15 protein-coding genes and 1 rRNA gene are annotated in these 15,748 nt (G+C 72.1%); 12 read left to right on the forward strand and 4 right to left on the reverse strand.

Features of this window, described 5'->3' with window-relative positions:
- The 7 genes from rrf to IE182_RS24410 all read left to right on the forward strand — a co-directional run.
- Nucleotides 1-72: ribosomal RNA gene (gene rrf / locus IE182_RS32910) — 5S ribosomal RNA — on the forward strand; the annotation flags it as partial.
- Between the two features lie 134 nt (nt 73-206).
- Nucleotides 207-1,382, forward strand: a complete 1,176-nt coding sequence (locus IE182_RS24385) for an acetoin utilization protein AcuC (RefSeq protein ID WP_229845074.1) — start codon at nt 207-209, stop codon at nt 1,380-1,382.
- A 90-nt stretch (nt 1,383-1,472) separates the two neighbouring features.
- Nucleotides 1,473-2,300 carry a phosphatase gene (locus tag IE182_RS24390; protein WP_229845075.1) on the forward strand — a complete coding sequence of 276 codons (828 nt, stop codon included), beginning with the start codon at nt 1,473-1,475 and terminating at the stop codon, nt 2,298-2,300.
- A gap of 128 nt (nt 2,301-2,428) precedes the next feature.
- A complete protein-coding gene (locus IE182_RS24395; RefSeq protein WP_031145511.1) occupies nt 2,429-2,638 on the forward strand; it encodes a helix-turn-helix domain-containing protein in 210 nt (69 codons plus the stop codon).
- A gap of 110 nt (nt 2,639-2,748) precedes the next feature.
- A complete protein-coding gene (locus IE182_RS24400; protein ID WP_003948845.1) occupies nt 2,749-2,847 on the forward strand; it encodes a 30S ribosomal protein bS22 in 99 nt (32 codons plus the stop codon).
- 217 nt (nt 2,848-3,064) lie between these two features.
- Nucleotides 3,065-4,111: an NAD-dependent epimerase/dehydratase family protein gene (locus IE182_RS24405; RefSeq protein WP_190112068.1), complete on the forward strand. Its 1,047-nt coding sequence runs from the start codon at nt 3,065-3,067 to the stop codon at nt 4,109-4,111.
- A 14-nt stretch (nt 4,112-4,125) separates the two neighbouring features.
- Complete coding sequence (locus IE182_RS24410) at nt 4,126-5,169, forward strand: lysophospholipid acyltransferase family protein (RefSeq protein ID WP_190112069.1); 1,044 nt, start codon at nt 4,126-4,128, stop codon at nt 5,167-5,169.
- A gap of 97 nt (nt 5,170-5,266) precedes the next feature.
- Here the strand turns inward: IE182_RS24410 and IE182_RS24415 are convergent, their stop codons facing one another.
- The 4 genes from IE182_RS24415 to IE182_RS24430 form a co-directional block, all read right to left on the reverse strand.
- Nucleotides 5,267-6,451, reverse strand: coding sequence for a DUF5667 domain-containing protein (locus IE182_RS24415; RefSeq protein WP_190112070.1), 1,185 nt, complete (start codon nt 6,449-6,451; stop codon nt 5,267-5,269).
- 215 nt (nt 6,452-6,666) lie between these two features.
- Nucleotides 6,667-7,467: an ECF subfamily RNA polymerase sigma factor, BldN family gene (locus tag IE182_RS24420; RefSeq protein ID WP_190112071.1), complete on the reverse strand. Its 801-nt coding sequence runs from the start codon at nt 7,465-7,467 to the stop codon at nt 6,667-6,669.
- A gap of 475 nt (nt 7,468-7,942) precedes the next feature.
- A complete protein-coding gene (locus tag IE182_RS24425; RefSeq protein ID WP_190112072.1) occupies nt 7,943-8,890 on the reverse strand; it encodes an HAD family hydrolase in 948 nt (315 codons plus the stop codon).
- Between the two features lie 104 nt (nt 8,891-8,994).
- Complete coding sequence (locus IE182_RS24430) at nt 8,995-9,273, reverse strand: glutaredoxin family protein (RefSeq protein ID WP_190112073.1); 279 nt, start codon at nt 9,271-9,273, stop codon at nt 8,995-8,997.
- 423 nt (nt 9,274-9,696) lie between these two features.
- Here IE182_RS24430 and IE182_RS24435 point away from each other — a divergent pair, with 423 nt between their 5' ends.
- The 5 genes from IE182_RS24435 to hemB are packed head-to-tail and all read left to right on the forward strand — an operon-like array spanning nt 9,697 to nt 15,554.
- Nucleotides 9,697-10,497, forward strand: coding sequence for a redox-sensing transcriptional repressor Rex (locus IE182_RS24435; protein WP_190112074.1), 801 nt, complete (start codon nt 9,697-9,699; stop codon nt 10,495-10,497).
- Nucleotides 10,494-11,942 (forward strand): glutamyl-tRNA reductase, encoded by a 1,449-nt coding sequence (locus IE182_RS24440; protein WP_190112075.1) that lies wholly within the window; start codon nt 10,494-10,496, stop codon nt 11,940-11,942. Before IE182_RS24435 ends, IE182_RS24440 begins: the two co-directional genes overlap by 4 nt.
- Complete coding sequence (gene hemC / locus IE182_RS24445; protein ID WP_190112076.1) at nt 11,939-12,910, forward strand: hydroxymethylbilane synthase; 972 nt, start codon at nt 11,939-11,941, stop codon at nt 12,908-12,910. The genes IE182_RS24440 and hemC overlap by 4 nt, the downstream gene beginning before the upstream one ends.
- Nucleotides 12,907-14,556 (forward strand): bifunctional uroporphyrinogen-III C-methyltransferase/uroporphyrinogen-III synthase, encoded by a 1,650-nt coding sequence (locus IE182_RS24450; protein WP_190112077.1) that lies wholly within the window; start codon nt 12,907-12,909, stop codon nt 14,554-14,556. The genes hemC and IE182_RS24450 overlap by 4 nt, the downstream gene beginning before the upstream one ends.
- A complete protein-coding gene (hemB, locus tag IE182_RS24455; protein WP_190112078.1) occupies nt 14,553-15,554 on the forward strand; it encodes a porphobilinogen synthase in 1,002 nt (333 codons plus the stop codon). The genes IE182_RS24450 and hemB overlap by 4 nt, the downstream gene beginning before the upstream one ends.
- Nucleotides 15,555-15,748 lie beyond the last annotated feature (194 nt).

A 15,748-nucleotide genomic window follows, 5' to 3' on the forward strand; every position in this document is an offset into this window, starting at 1 on the left:
CCGGAAGCTAAGCCTTTCAGCGCCGATGGTACTGCAGGGGGGACCCTGTGGGAGAGTAGGACGCCGCCGAACAAATTGTGAAAGCCGCAGGCCCTGGACTGAGAAGTCCGGGGCCTGCGGCATTTTTGCGTTGAGGGGTCGCCTTTGCGTTGAGCGTGCCCACCTCCTCGGCATCCCGCAGCAGGTCATCCATTACGGTGTCGCCCATGAGCGGCGGCCGGGCACAGGTGATGTGGGACGAGGCAGTGGTGGGCTACGACTTCGGCCCCGGGCATCCGATGGATCCCGTGCGGCTCGCGCTCACCATGCGGCTGGTCGAGGCGTACGGCCTGGACCGGGTGGCCCGTACGGTGTCGGCGCCCCCTGCGGGAGAGTCGACGCTGCGGCTGGTGCACCGGCCGGACTACATCGCGGCCGTCCGGGCCGCCTCCGCCGACCCCGGGTCGGCGGACGGTTCGTACGGGCTCGGCACCCCGGACGATCCGGCGTTCGCGGGGATGCACGAGGCGGCCGCGCTGATCGCGGGACAGTCGGTCGGTGCGGCCGAGGCGGTGTGGAGCGGAGCGGCCCTGCACGCGGTGAACTTCGCCGGCGGGCTGCACCACGCGATGCCGGGCGGGGCGTCCGGGTTCTGCGTGTACAACGACGCGGCCCTCGCCGTCGCGCGGCTGCTCGAACTCGGCGCCGCGCGGGTGGCGTACGTGGATGTCGACGTGCACCACGGGGACGGCGTCCAGGCGGCGTTCTGGGACGACCCGCGCGTCCTGACGATCTCGTTGCACGAGCACCCGCGCACGCTCTTCCCGCAGACCGGCTGGCCCGAGGAGACGGGCGGCGAGGGCGCGGAGGGCACCGCGGTCAACGTCGCGCTGCCGGCGGGGACGGGGGACGCCGGCTGGCTGCGGGCGTTCCACGCCGTGGTGCCGGACCTCCTTGCCGCCTTCCGGCCGCAGGTGCTGGTGACCCAGCACGGGGCGGACACGCACTTCGAGGACCCGCTGGCGCACCTGGCCGTCTCCGTCGACGCGCAGCGGCTGGTGGCCCAGGCGTGCCACGCCCTGGCCCACGAGCACGCTGAGGGCCGCTGGCTGGCCCTGGGGGGCGGGGGGTACGCGGTGACGGACGTCGTGCCGCGTTCGTGGACGCATCTGGTGGGCATCGCCGCGGGGCGGCCGGTGGATCCGGCGGCGGCGGTGCCGGAGGAGTGGCGTCACGAAGTCTTCCGGCGGACACGGCAGTTGGGGCCGCTGCGGATGACGGACGGCCGCACCCCGGAGTGGCGGGACTTCGCCGCGTCCGGCTACGACCCGGCCGACCGGCTCGACCAGGCGGTCCTCGCCACCCGCCGGGCGGTGTTCCCCTCCCACGGCCTGCTGCCCTGAGTGCGGTGCGGCGGCGGGCCGTTAGCCCGCACGTGGGACGGCGGCCGGGAAAGTGCCGCGGTGGGTCCGGCGGTCGGCGAGCATCAACCCGTGTTGACCCCTGTCCCCACCAGGAGCGCCCTGCGCACCCATCTGCTGACGGCCGGTCTGGCGGGCACCGTGGCCACGCCACGGGAGCGGAGCCTGCGGCGGTACCGGATGTTCGCGGCCCGCGACCCCCGGGTGCTGATCGGTCTGGAGCCGAAATATGACTGGCGCTTCGGCGACTTGTTGCGGTTGATGGGTGAGAGGTGTGGAGTTTCGGCCGATCCCAAGGACACTTCAGGGCATGATGTGATCGACCCCGATCGCACGCTGGTGGCACTCGATGCCTTCGCGGACCGCCTCGCGACCGTGGCCGCGACCGGTTCGCCGGTGCTGCTGGGCACCGGTCACCCGCACCGGCTCCTGGGCTTCTACGCCGGGTTGGCGGTGGGTCTCTCGGCGGCGGGATGCACTGTCCTCACCCCGGCGCAGGGGCAAAGTGTCGACATAACGACCCGGTTCGGCGTACGTACTTACCGTCTTGACTACCTTCGAGGAGTCGCGATGGTGCGCGAACCCGGCGCACGCGCCGCCGGGAGTGAGCCGGGCGCGCATACGCATTCACCCCTCCCGGTTCGGCATGTGCTGGCGGCCGCGGCGGACGGCGGCGGGCCCTTGCCGGCCATGGTCATCGGGGACCACGGATGGGTCTGCGGGGCAGGTCAGCTGGGCTTTGAGGCCATCGGGCTGGCCGACTCGGACGACCCTGCGCTGTTCGTCGGAGAGGCCGAGGGGCGGGTGTCCGTGGCCGTTCCGCTTGATGACACTGTGCGGTCTGATTACTACCGACCGCTTACTCGCTATGTACTCAATCGAGCGTGTCTGTCACAGTAGGCGGCCGATGGCTGCTCCTCTTCCCCACTCGTATCACCCGCCCCTAACCTGGGGAGTGAGCGCGCAGCGACGAGGAGTCACCGGAGGGGAAGCCGGTGCGCGTCATGTGCGGAAGGTTCAGGTGTGTCATGGCTGCTGGCGAAAGGCCTCTCAACGAGGTCGTGTTCCTGACCGTGGCGGAAGTCGCCTCGGTGATGCGAGTCTCCAAGATGACCGTGTACCGGCTGGTGCACAGTGGTCATCTGCCGGCGATCCGGGTGGGCAGGTCGTTCCGGGTCCCAGAACAAGCGGTGCACGAGTACCTCCGAGAGTCCTACGTGGGGGTGGAAACCGCCTGAGAGGCACCTCGGATTACGCTGATCGCCCGGCGCCGGGTAGGCTGGCCCGATGTAGGTCGTGTGGGCTCGGACGCCCCGCACCGAGTGAATCGATGTAAGCGAGGGTAGTCGTGGGCTCTGTTATCAAGAAGCGGCGTAAGCGGATGGCCAAGAAGAAGCACCGCAAGCTGCTCAAGCGCACGCGCGTTCAGCGTCGCAACAAGAAGTAGGCAACGCCGCTGTGAACGTCCCGCAGCCCTCCCGCCGGTCCACGGCGGGAGGGCTGCGGTGCGTTGCGGTGAGTGAAACTTTCGCTACGGCTTGAAATGACGCCCGCCCCGTCCGGCGGTCATCACAGTGCAACAACGACCCGCTACGGTGGCCGCCACAGGGCACCGCCCGGGCGGGCGTACCGCTCGCCGGGCGAGGGGAAGGAAGGCGCTGATCTTGGGCAAGGTCGTGCTCGTCACCGGAGTCGCACGGCAGCTGGGGGGACGCTTCGTCCGTCGCATCCAGCGCGAGCCCGACGTCGACCGCGTCATCGGGGTGGACGCAGTGCCACCCGAGCACCATCTCGGCGGGGCCGATTTCATACGGGCGGACATCCGCCAGCCCACGATCGGCCGGGTCCTCGCGGAGCAGGGCGTCGACACGGTCGTCCACATGGACGTCAACGGCACCCCCCTGGGCAAGCGCGGCAGCCGGGCGGTGGTGAAGGAGACCAACGTCATCGGCACCATGCAGCTGCTCGGTGCCTGCCAGAAGACGCCGGCGGTCAAGCGGCTGGTGGTGAAGTCCAGCACCAGCGTCTACGGCTCGGCGCCCCGCGACCCCGCGGTCTTCACCGAGACCACGCCGCCCAAGTCGCTGCCCAGCGGCGGCTTCGCCAAGGACGCCGTCGAGGTCGAGGGGTACGTCCGCGGCTTCGCCCGCCGGCGGCCCGACGTCGCCGTGTGCGTGCTGCGCTTCGCGAACGTCCTGGGGCCCTGCGCCGACTCACCGCTCGCCGAGTACTTCTCGCTGCCCGTGCTGCCCAGCGTCCTCGGCTTCGACCCCCGGCTGCAGTTCGTGCACGAGGACGACGCCATCGAGGTGCTGCGGATCGCCACCGGGGAGCCCCGCCGCGGGACGCTCAACAGCGGCACGTTCAACATCGCGGGTGACGGCGTCCTGCTGCTCTCCCAGGCCGCCAGGCGCCTCGGACGCCCCACGCTCCCCTTCTTCCTGCCCACCGTCACCTGGGTCGGCTCCGCGCTGCGGTCGGTCGGGGCCCTGGACTTCTCGCCCGAGCAGATCCGGCTGCTCACCCACGGCCGCGTCGTCCAGACCACGCAGATGCGCGAGACGCTGGGCTTCCACCCCCGCTACACCACCGCGGAGGCGTTCGCGGACTTCGCCCGCAGCCGCGCGGCGGGGCTGCTGCCGCCCGAGACCCTCGCCCGTACCGTCGACCGGATCGCCGCGCTGATGCCTGCCGGCCGCGGCCAGAACTGAGGAGCGCACGCACCATGGCCGATGCGAAGGTCATTCCGTTCGGCGAGGAACCGCGGTCCAAGCGGCGGGCGAAGCGCACGGGCCCGGCCCGTACGACGCGGGCGAAGGCGCCGCTGGCGCCCGTGCCGGCCCAGCGCGAGGAGGAGCCACAGACCGCGGCCGCCGCGGCCGGACAGGCCGAACGGGCGGCCGCCACGGGCGACGGGGCCGGACAGGGCGGGGGCTGGGAGCGGAAGGTCGCCCACGGGCTGAACTTCCTGCGACGGCGGATCACCGGCGACTACGAGGTCGACGACTTCGGGTACGACCAGGAGCTCACCGACCAGGTGATGATGTCGCTGCTGCGGCCCTTCAAGGAGAAGTACTTCCGGGTCGAGGTGAAGGGCATCGAGAACATCCCGGAGAAGGGCGCGGCGCTGATCGTCGCCAACCACTCCGGCACCCTGCCCGTCGACGGACTGATGCTCCAGGCCGCCGTGCACGACCACCACCCGGCCGGGCGGAACGTGCGGATGCTCGCCGCGGACCTCGTCTTCATGCTGCCGGTCGTCAACGAGCTCTCCCGCAAGCTCGGGCACACCCTGGCCTGCGCCGAGGACGCCCAGCGGCTGCTGGAGCGCGGCGAGGTGGTGGGCGTGATGCCGGAGGGCTTCAAGGGGATCGGGAAGCCGTTCTCCGAGCGGTACAAGCTGCAGCGCTTCGGGCGGGGCGGCTTCGTGCAGACGGCACTGAGTGCCGGGGCGCCCATCGTGCCGTGCTCGATCGTCGGGGCGGAGGAGATCTACCCGATGCTCGGCAATTCCCGGACGATGGCGCGGCTGCTGGGCATCCCGTACTTCCCGCTGACGCCTGCCTTCCCCTGGCTCGGGCCGCTGGGGCTGGTGCCGCTGCCGACGAAGTGGACGATCCAGTTCGGGGAGCCGATCCCCACGGACGGCTATCCGCCGGAGGCGGCGGACGACCCCATGCTGATGTTCAACCTCACCGACCAGGTGCGGGAAACGATTCAGCACACGCTGTACAAGCTCTTGGTGCAGCGGCGCTCGGTGTTCTTCTGACGTTCTGCCGGCGCCGTTCCGGCCCGGTACGCCATGGTGGCCGGTGCTCCGGAAGGAGTACCGGCCACCATGGCGCGACCTCGCCTGCTGTCGTCGCCTACTTGTCGTCGTCCCCACGGATACCGAGGCCCGGGAGGATGTCCGGGAGCAGCGGCGGGATGGTGATGTCCGGCTGCTTGGACGGCTTGCCGTCCTTGCCGTGCGACGGACGCTCGGAGCCGGCGCTGTCGCTCGGCGCGGGCTGCAGCAGGCCCGTGCCGCCCAGGAGACCCTGGCGCTCCTCGGCGGATCCCGGGGAGGACTGCGGGGGCTTGCTGCCGGCGCGCTTGCCGTCGGACGCGGCCGGGGCCTTCGACGACGGGGCCGAGTGGCCGCCGCTCTCCCGCGCACCGTGCGAGGAGCCGCTCTCCCGGCTGCCGGGGCCCTTCTTGCCGTGCTTGTCGTCGGGGAGCAGGGAGCGCAGCGGCTCGACCTCATCGTCTATGGCGGCGAAGACCGAGCTGACGTCGTCGGCGACGTCGGTCAGCTGGTCGGGCAGGCGGTCGCGCAGCCTGCTCCAGCCCTCGCCCTGGGAGGAGGCGAACGTCGACAGGCGCTCGATCGCGCCCAGCGAGCCGTCGCGCTGGTAGACCCCGTGCAGCAGGCGGTGGCCCTCGGCGGCGTCGTGCCGGGCGCCGGAGAGGGTCCGGCGGATCTCCGCCAGGGACTCCTGGTCGAGCTCGCCGGAGCGGCCGCGCTCCATCAGCCGACGGGCCTCCTGCAGCCGCGTCGTGGCCTGATCGAGGAAGAGCCCGCCCCGGGTGGAGTCGCCGTCGGCCATGCCGAGCCTGAGGTCCTCCATGCCGCGCTTGAGGCCGTAGAGGGTGTCGCCGGGCAGGGCGTTGGAACTGGCCGCCGCGACGCCGCCGAACGCACCGGCCGCGACCCCCACCGTGAGACCGCCGGCCGCCAGTCCCTTGGACCAGCGGGAGCGCGGCCGGAGCCGACTCAGCGGACTCGCCCGGTGGGCGCCCCGTACGGAGCGTTGCTCCGGGACGCCGGCGCCGCCGAACTGGGCCTCCATGGCGGCGATCAGCTGCGCCCGCTGCACCGTTTTGACCTCGGGGTCCAGCGTGGGGGACGGCAGCTCACCGAGCCCGCTCGCGAGGGCCAACAGCTTTGCCTGCTCGGCGTCTTCCGCCGCTGGGCCGGACTGTGCTGCCGCAGCACCCTGGACGTCCTGGTCCTCCAGGGCCTGGGCGAAGGCGTTCGCCCGCCGGTGCGCCGATACGTTCGCGATCACAGGCGGCACCTCCTCTCGTCATGACGGTCGACTCCCCTCGGCACCTGAAGGGTTGCATGCCTTGAGAACATCCACTCGATCGAGTGAGTGCATACCGGCATGACGTGGCATGGGGAAGTCTGCACCCCGGACAACGAGCGGCGCGGCAGTCGGGTTACGCGGCCGGGGCGAGGTGGCCGCGGGGGAGTGACGTCGGGCATCGGGTCGGCGCAGGGTCAGCGTGCGTCGTCCGGGAGGAGACGTGCGAGGGTGCGCACGGCCCGGTACTGCAGGGTCTTGATGGCGCCCTCGTTCTTCCCCATGACGCGGGCGGTCTCGGCGACCGAGAGGCCCTGCAGGAAGCGCAGGGTGACGCACTCCTGCTGCTGGGGGTTGAGCTTGCGCACCGCCTCCAACAGGGCGGCGTTGGAAAGGGATTCGAGGACGGAGTCCTCGGGGCTGCGCTCGACCTCGTTGGCGTCGAGCATCTCCCCCGTGGTCACTTCGAGCCGGAACCGCGAGGACTTGAAGTGGTCGGCGACGAGGTTGCGGGCGATGGTCACCAGCCAGGCGCCGAAGTCGCGGCCCTGCCAGGTGAAGGTGCCGATCCGGCGCAGGGCGCGCAGGAACGTCTCGCTCGTGAGGTCCTCCGCCGTCGCCCGGCCGCCCACGCGGTAGTAGATGTAGCGGTAGACGGTGTCGGCGTACTGGTCGTAGAGGCGGCCGAACGCCTCGGCCTCGCCCGCCTGGGCGCGCTCGACCAGGTCGAGCATCCGCGCGCTGTCGCTGTCTGCGCTGGGGCGGCGGGTGGTGGTGGACGTACCGGTGCCGGAAGCTCGGCGGGCGCGTCTGCCGACGGCCGCGCTGCTCTCGGCGAGGGCGTAGCAGGGGCCGGCAGGACCCCCCGCTACGGCAGGGGCGAGCGTGGCGAAGGCAGGGACGGCGTACGCGGTGGGGACGAAGCCGCGCAGGCGGTCGACGACCGCTGCGCGCAGCGTAGCCAGGCCCGAGGCGTCAACCCCGACGTGTGGGTACACGGGACTCCCAGAGGCAGAGCTTCCATCACGTGCAGTGCCGGACCGTTCACTCGTCATAGGGACAAGCAGGTACCGGCTTGCGTTTGAGGAGAATAACCCTTCGTACAGGCAGCGCTACACCGAGTTGCTCAAATCATCGTTTCCGTTCGATCTGCCGCCGGTTCGTGACCGATCAAATATCGAACTGCGAAAGGAAGTTGACTGAATTTGCCGATGGTGTGGCCGATTGGGCAGCGTGTTGTGGCAATCCGGACACCGCAGGACTGTCGGGGGCCATGTGGGGGTATGACAACAGGATTGCCTGTGCGGTCGGACCGGTTACGGGCCGTGGCGAGGAGGCGCGCCGGAGCTGTCGCCCGTTCCAGTGACGGGGCAGGGTGACGCCGGGGTGCGCCTCGGCGGCCCGGCGGCGGTCCCTCTGCGGGGGTTCCGGCGCCCCGGGGAGTGGTCCTCTTGCGGTGGTTCCGGGGCCGCTTCAGCGGCGGCGGCGGTGCAGGGCGATGCCGGCGGCCGCGCCGCCCGCAAGTGCGCCCAGGCCGGCCGCGGCCGGGATGCCGATCTTGGCGGCCTTGCGGCCCGTCCGGTAGTCGCGCAGCCGCCAGCCGCGCTCGCGGGCGTGCTTGCGCAGCCGGCTGTCGGGGTTGACCGCGTAGGGGTGGCCGACGAGCGAGAGCATCGGGATGTCGTTGGCCGAGTCGCTGTAGGCCGCGCAGCGCGCGAGGTCCAGGCCCTCGGCGGCCGCGAGCGCGCGGACCGCCTCCGCCTTGGCGGGGCCGTGCAGCAGCTCGCCGACGAGCTTGCCGGTGTAGACGCCGCCGACCGACTCGGCGACGGTGCCGAGGGCGCCGGTCAGGCCCAGGCGGCGGGCGATGATGGTGGCGGTCTCGACCGGGGCGGCGGTCACCAGCCACACCTTCTGGCCCGCGTCCAGGTGGGCCTGGGCCAGCGCGCGGGTGCCGGGCCAGATGCGCTCGGCCATGTACTCGTCGTAGATCTCCTCGCCGATGGTCATCAGCTCGGAGACGCGGTGGCCCTTCACGATCGACAGGACGCTGTCGCGGGCCTCCTGCACGTGCTCGGGGTCCTCGATGCCCGCGAGCCGGAACCACGTCTGCTGCCAGGCGAAGCGCGCGAGCTCGCGCTTGCCGAAGAAGTGCCGCTTGTAGAGGCCGCGGCCGAAGTGGAACATGGCGGCGCCCTGCATGACCGTGTTGTCCAGGTCGAAGAACGCGGCGGCCCTCTCGTCGCCCGCCACGGGGAATTCCGGCTCCGGCTCCTCGGCCCCCAGGGGGACCCCCTCGGCCAGTGCCTCTTCGTTTTCCTGCGCGGACTTGCGGGCTGCCTCCGCCGCCGCCTCGCCTGCCAGCACGCTGCGTGCGGTCGCGGAGCGCCTGCGGTGGGTGAGCCATCCGAGTGCGGCCATGCCGCGAGCATAGCCAGTTTGTTCGGGGTAACCGGAAGTCGGGACGGTGCGATGGCGTGAACTCTGTGCGTCGGTCCGGTTACCCACCGCCCGGCGGGTGGTGCTCAGCCGCCGAGGGCCTTGCGCAGCCGGGCGGGGTTCACCCGCCAGAAGTCGTGCTGGGCGCCGTCGACGAGGACGACGGGAATCTGCTCCCAGTACTTGCGGTGCAGTTCCTCGTCCTGGGTGATGTCCTTCTTCTCCCAGCGCGCGCCGAGCTCGCCGCAGACCTCGGCGATGACGGCCTCGGCGTCGTCGCACAGGTGACAGCCGGGCTTGCCGATCAGGGTGACGACGCTGTCGGCGGGATTCTTGCGGGCGGTGCGGCGCAGGAGCGGGCTCATGAGGGCAATTGTGCCGCCTCCGCGGTGGAGCGTGCGGGGCGTGCGGAAGGCGTCCGTGCGGCCGTCCGCACGGACGGATTAGGTGCCTGAGTCGACTACCATCGTGGGCGATTTATTGGTGTCCGGGGATTTTTTCCGGCCGGGGGCCGGGGGCCGGCCCCCGGGACGACGCAGCGCGGTGAGGAGTGAGCGGCCATGTCCCCGTCCCTGCGCCTGTGGTGCTCCTGTGACGGGCGTTGCAGTCGCGGCGGTGCGGACCATGGTTCCCGGAACGGGCCGAATCACCGCGTGACACCCATCACTTTGCCGGGGCAAAACGGACACCATCTTTGTGCACGCGTTCACAAAGGCATAGCCTGCGTTCGACGGGGCGGTCCTGGGACAAGGCGCCGCCTACAGCCCCGCTCTACCCGCAGGAGCACCGTGGCAACTGGCCGAACTCACCGACCGGCGACCCGAAGCCGAGGGATCCCCGAGGCCACCGTCGCCCGGCTTCCGCTGTATCTGCGTGCGCTGACCGCGCTCTCCGAGCGTTCGGTCCCCACGGTCTCCTCCGAGGAGCTCGCGACCGCTGCCGGCGTCAATTCCGCCAAGCTCCGCAAGGACTTCAGCTACCTCGGCTCGTACGGTACCCGCGGCGTCGGCTACGACGTCGAGTACCTCGTCTACCAGATCTCGCGGGAACTGGGCCTGACGCAGGACTGGCCCGTCGTGATCGTCGGTATCGGTAACCTCGGCGCCGCCCTGGCCAACTACGGCGGCTTCGCCTCCCGCGGCTTCCGTGTCGCGGCGCTGATCGACGCCGACCCGGCCATGGCCGGCAAGCCGGTCGCCGGGCTGCCCGTGCGCCACACCGACGAGCTCGAATCGATCATCAGCGACAACGGCGTGTCCATCGGCGTCATCGCCACCCCCGCCGGTGCAGCCCAGCAGGTCTGCGACCGGCTGGTGGCCGCCGGTGTCACCTCGATCCTCAACTTCGCGCCGACCGTGCTCGCCGTGCCCGAGGGCGTGGACGTGCGCAAGGTCGACCTCTCCATCGAGCTGCAGATCCTCGCCTTCCACGAGCAGCGCAAGGCCGGCGAGGAGACGACCCCCGCCCCCGCCGGCGCGCCGCGTGCGGACCTCGCGGCCCGGCCGGCGGCGCAGCCGCGTGCGGCGGCCGCGGGCACCAGTGCCCGGAAGGGACCGGACGGGGAGGTTCCCGCCGTGATGCCGGCATGAGCCTCCTGGTCGTCGGCCTCAGCCACCGCAGCGCTCCGGTGAGCGTGCTGGAGCGGGCCGCCCTCACCCGCGAGACGCAGGCCCGGCTCGTGCACGACACGCTGGCCGCCGAGCCCGCCACCGAGGCGGCGGTGCTGGCCACGTGCAACCGCATCGAGCTCTACGCCGACGTGGACAAGTTCCACGCCGGTGTCGCCGAGCTGTCCACGCTGCTCGCCCGGCACACGGGCGTGCCGCTGGAGGAGCTCACCCCCTACCTCTACGTGCACTACGAGGACCGGGCCGTCCACCACCTCTTCTCGGTGGCGTGCGGGCTGGACTCGATGGTCGTCGGCGAGGGCCAGATCCTCGGGCAGATCAAGGACGCGCTTGCGCTCGGCCAGGAGCTGCACACCGCGGGCCGCCTGCTGAACGACCTCTTCCAGCAGGCCCTGCGGGTCGGCAAGCGGGCCCACAGCGAGACCGGCATCGACAAGGCCGGCCAGTCGCTGGTGACCTTCGGCCTGGAGCAGCTCGCCGAGGGCGCGGCCGTCGCCGACTGGGCGGCCGGCCGGCGTGCCCTCGTCATCGGCGCCGGCTCGATGTCCTCCCTCGCCGCGGCCACCCTCGCGCGCGCGGGCGTGGCGCACGTGGCCGTCGCCAACCGCACGCTGGAGCGGGCGCAGCGCCTGGTGGAGATCCTCACCGAGCCCGGGGCGCCCGGAGTCCTTGCGGGCCTGACCGCCTCGGCCGTGGAGATGGACGCCGTCGCCGACGAGCTCGTGCTCGCCGACCTCGTGGTCTCCTGCACCGGTGCGACGGGCCTGGTCCTGACCGCCGACGCCATACGGGCCGCGCTCGCGGGCCGCAAGGACGCGGGCCCCTGCGCCGCGGCCCCCGGCCCCTGTGCCGCCGGCCCGGCCGGCACCGACGGCGCCGCCCGTACGGACGCGCGCCTGGCCCTGCTCGACCTCGCCATGCCCCGCGACATCGACGCCGCCGCGCACCGCCTCGACGGCGTCCGGCTCGTCGACATCGAGACGCTCGCCGACGCCTCCGCCGACGCCCCCATGGCCGCCGACGTCGACCAGGTGCGCTCCATCGTCTCCGACGAGGTCGCCGCCTTCGGCGCCGCCCAGCGGGCCGCGCACATCACGCCCACCGTGGTCGCCCTGCGCACCATGGCCGCGGACGTCGTCGCGGGCGAGATGGCCCGTCTCAACGGCCGCCTTCCCGACCTCGACGACAAGCAGCGCGCGGAGATCACGCAGACCGTGCGCCGCGTCGTCGACAAGCTCCTGCACGCGCCGACCGTGCGGGTCAAGGAGCTCGCCTCCACCCCCGGCGGCGCCGGCTACGCCGATGCGCTGCGGGAACTCTTCGACCTCGACCCGCAGGCGGTCGCCGCCGTCAGCCGGGCGGACACGCGTGCCGACAGGCACACCACAGCACGGGAGTCGGCATGAACGACACCTCATCCACGGCGCCGCTGCGGCTGGGAACCCGCCGCAGCCAGCTCGCCATGGCCCAGTCAGGGCAGGTGGCCGAGGCCGTGCGGCAGCTCACCGGGCGACCGGTCGAGCTCGTCGAGATCACCACGTACGGCGATGTCTCGCGCGAGTCCCTCGCGCAGATCGGCGGCACCGGAGTCTTCGTCTCCGCGCTGCGCGACGCGCTGCTCGCGGGCGACATCGACTTCGCCGTGCACTCGCTGAAGGACCTGCCCACCGCGCAGCCCGCCGAGCTCGTCCTGGCCGCGATCCCGCGCCGCGAGGACCCGCGCGACGCGCTGGTGGCCCGCGACGGGCTGACGTTCGAGACCCTGCCGCGCGGGGCCCGCGTCGGCACGGGCTCGCCCCGCCGCATGGCGCAGCTCAACGCGTGGGCGCGCGAGCTCGGTCTGGAGATCGAGACCGTGCCGATCCGCGGCAACATCGACACCCGCATCGGGTTCGTCACCCAGGGCGAGCTGGACGCGGTCGTGCTGGCCGCCGCCGGGCTGAACCGCATCGGGCGGATCGGCGAGGCGACCCAGTTCCTGGAGCCCGACACAGTTTTGCCCGCCCCCGGCCAGGGGGCCCTGGCGATCGAGTGCGCCGCGACCAACGCACCGCTCGCCGCCGCGCTCGCCGAGCTCGACGACCCGCACACGCGGGCCGCCGTGACCGCCGAGCGGTCCCTGCTCGCCGCCCTGGAGGCCGGCTGCAGCGCCCCTGTGGGCGCGTTGGCCGACCTCTTGGTCGAGGAGCAGGTTGTCACCGAAATGCGCCTGCGCGGCGTCGTCGGCACCACCGACGGCTCGACGCTGGTGCAGCTGTCCACCACCGGTCCCGTACCCGCGTCCGAGGAGGACGCCCTTGCTCTCGGCCGCGCTCTGGCCGCCGAGATGCTCGACAAGGGTGCGGCCGGTCTTATGGGGGAGCGAGCACTTTGAACCCCACCGCCCCGAACCACCCCGCGCACGGGCACGTCACCTTCCTCGGTGCCGGCCCCGGAGACCCGGGACTGCTGACGCTGCGCGCCGTGGAGGCCCTGGCCGCCGCGGACGTCCTCATCGCCGATCCGCAGGTGCTCGACGTGGTGCGCACGCATGCGCGCAGCACCGTGGACGTGCCGGCCCCGACGGTTACTGACGAGTCGTCAAAGAACGCCGACGTGCCGGTCCTTCGGGACACCGCCAATCTTGTCATGACGGCTGCGCGCAGCGGCAAGCGGGTCGTCCGTGCGGTGCTCGGCGACCCCGGCCTGGACGGCAACGCCGCCGACGAGATGCTGGCCTGCGCCGACGGCGGCATCACCTTCGAGGTCGTGCCGGGCGTCGCCACGGCCGTGGGCGTGCCCGCCTACGCCGGTGTGCCGCTGCGCGACGGCCGGGGCGGCGACGTGCGGTTCGTCGACGCCCGTACGGCCACCGCCGTGTGCTGGGCCGAGGTCGGCACGAGCGAGGCGACCGCGGTGGTCTCCACCACGCTCGACTCCGTCGTCGCCGCCGCGGGCGAGCTGGTCTCCGGCGGCCGCAAGCCCGACACCCCGGTGAGCGTGACCGTCGCCGGCACCACCACGCGCCAGCGCACCTGGACCGCGACCCTCGGCACGCTGCAGCAGGTGCTGAAGGCCGCCAAGGTGCTGCCGTCCGCCGACGGCGGGCAGCCCGTCATAGCCGTGGTCGGCGAGCGCAGCGCTGCCGAGCAGCGCGAGCGGCTGTCCTGGTTCGAGTCCAAGCCGCTCTTCGGCTGGAACGTCCTGGTGCCGCGCACCAAGGAGCAGGCCGCCTCGCTCTCCGACCAGCTCCGCTCGTACGGCGCCGTGCCCAGCGAGGTGCCGACGATCGCCGTCGAGCCGCCGCGCACCCCGCAGCAGATGGAGCGCGCGGTCAAGGGCCTGGTCACCGGCCGCTACGAGTGGATCGCCTTCACCTCCGTCAACGCCGTGAAGGCGGTGCGCGAGAAGTTCGAGGAGTACGGGCTCGACGCGCGTGCCTTCGCCGGCATCAAGGTCGCGGCCGTCGGCGAGCAGACCGCCAAGTCCCTGATCGAGTTCGGCGTCAAGCCCGACCTGGTGCCGTCCGGCGAGCAGTCCGCCGCCGGCCTGCTGGAGGACTGGCCGCCCTACGACCCGGTCTTCGACCCGATCGACCGCGTCTTCCTGCCCCGCGCCGACATCGCCACCGAGACCCTGGTGGCCGGCCTGATCGAGCTGGGCTGGGAGGTCGACGACGTCACCGCCTACCGGACCGTGCGCGCCTCGCCGCCGCCGGCCGAGACCCGGGAGGCGATCAAGGGCGGCGGCTTCGACGCCGTGCTGTTCACCTCCTCCTCCACCGTGCGGAACCTCGTCGGCATCGCCGGCAAGCCGCACAATGTCACCGTCATCGCCTGCATCGGCCCCGCCACCGCGAAGACCGCGGAGGAACACGGCCTGCGGGTGGACGTGCTGTCGCCCGAGCCCTCGGTGCACAAGCTGGCCGAGGCGCTCGCGGAGTTCGGTGCGGCCCGGCGCGACGCGGCCCTGGAGGCCGGCGACCCGGTCACCCGCCCGAGCGAGCGGCGGCCCGGATCGCGCAGAAGGGCACGGAGTTGAGCACCACGTACGGCACGTTCCCGGGGTCCCGCCCCCGACGCCTTCGCACCACGCCGGCCATGCGCCGCATGGTCGCCGAGCACCGGCTGCACCCGGCCGACCTGATCCTTCCCGCCTTCGTGCGGGAGGGCGCCACCGAGCCGGTGCCGATCTCGGCGATGCCCGGCGTCGTCCAGCACACCCGCGACACCCTGCGGAAGGCCGCCGTCGAGGCGCGGGAGGCGGGCGTCTCCGGCATCATGCTCTTCGGCGTGCCCGAGGAGGCCAAGAAGGACGGACTCGGCACCGCCGGCACCGACCCCGACGGCATCCTCCAGGTCGCCATCCGCGACGTGAAGGCCGAGGTCGGCGACGAGCTCGTCATCATGTCCGACCTGTGCCTGGACGAGTACACCGACCACGGCCACTGCGGCGTCCTCGACTCCGAGGGGCGCGTCGACAACGACGCCACCCTGGAGCGCTACGCCGAGATGGCCCAGGTCCAGGCCGACGCCGGCGTCCACGTCGTGGGCCCCAGCGGCATGATGGACGGCCAGGTCGGCGTCATCCGCGACGCCCTCGACCAGACCGGCCACGAGAACGTCTCCGTCCTGGCCTACACCGCCAAGTACGCCTCCGCCTTCTACGGCCCCTTCCGGGAGGCCGTGGGCTCCTCGCTGCAGGGCGACCGCAAGACGTACCAGCAGGACCCGGCCAACCTCCGCGAGTCGATGCGCGAGCTGGCGCTCGACCTCGCCGAGGGCGCCGACATGGTGATGGTCAAGCCGGCGCTCCCCTACCTGGACGTCCTGGCGAAGATCGCGGAGTCGGTGGACGTGCCCGTCGCCGCCTACCAGATCTCCGGCGAGTACGCGATGGTCGAGGCGGCCGCCGCGAACGGCTGGATCGACCGCGACCGCGCGATCATGGAGACGCTCACCGGCATCAAGCGCGCCGGCGCGAACATGATTCTGACGTACTGGGCGACGGAGGCCGCCCGGGCCGTCACCGCGGCTTGACGCCCGACGGGCGCACCCCGCGGCGTCCGTGACGCAGCGCAATGGCGGCGTTCCCCGGCCCACCGGCCGGGGAACGCCGCCATCGTCATGTGCGCTGGTGCGACCCCGACGTGTTTGCGCAGCTCACGCAAGACGAGGCGCATAGTTCACGATCGTCACCCACACAGGTCGTCTCTCGTGGAAACGGCCGGGGG

Source organism: Streptomyces cinnamoneus (assembly GCF_014650495.1).
Taxonomy (GTDB): domain Bacteria; phylum Actinomycetota; class Actinomycetes; order Streptomycetales; family Streptomycetaceae; genus Streptomyces; species Streptomyces cinnamoneus.

Excerpts from the sequence above, each read along its gene's own strand:
- IE182_RS24425 (WP_190112072.1), bottom strand. The coding sequence starts at position 8,890 with ATGGCCGCACTCGGATGGCTCACCCACCGCAGGCGCTCCGCGACCGCA.
- hemC (WP_190112076.1), top strand. The coding sequence starts at position 11,939 with ATGAACGACACCTCATCCACGGCGCCGCTGCGGCTGGGAACCCGCCGC.
- IE182_RS24385 (WP_229845074.1), top strand. The coding sequence starts at position 207 with ATGAGCGGCGGCCGGGCACAGGTGATGTGGGACGAGGCAGTGGTGGGC.
- IE182_RS24430 (WP_190112073.1), bottom strand. The coding sequence starts at position 9,273 with ATGAGCCCGCTCCTGCGCCGCACCGCCCGCAAGAATCCCGCCGACAGC.
- IE182_RS24395 (WP_031145511.1), top strand. The coding sequence starts at position 2,429 with ATGGCTGCTGGCGAAAGGCCTCTCAACGAGGTCGTGTTCCTGACCGTG.
- IE182_RS24440 (WP_190112075.1), top strand. The coding sequence starts at position 10,494 with ATGAGCCTCCTGGTCGTCGGCCTCAGCCACCGCAGCGCTCCGGTGAGC.
- IE182_RS24410 (WP_190112069.1), top strand. The coding sequence starts at position 4,126 with ATGGCCGATGCGAAGGTCATTCCGTTCGGCGAGGAACCGCGGTCCAAG.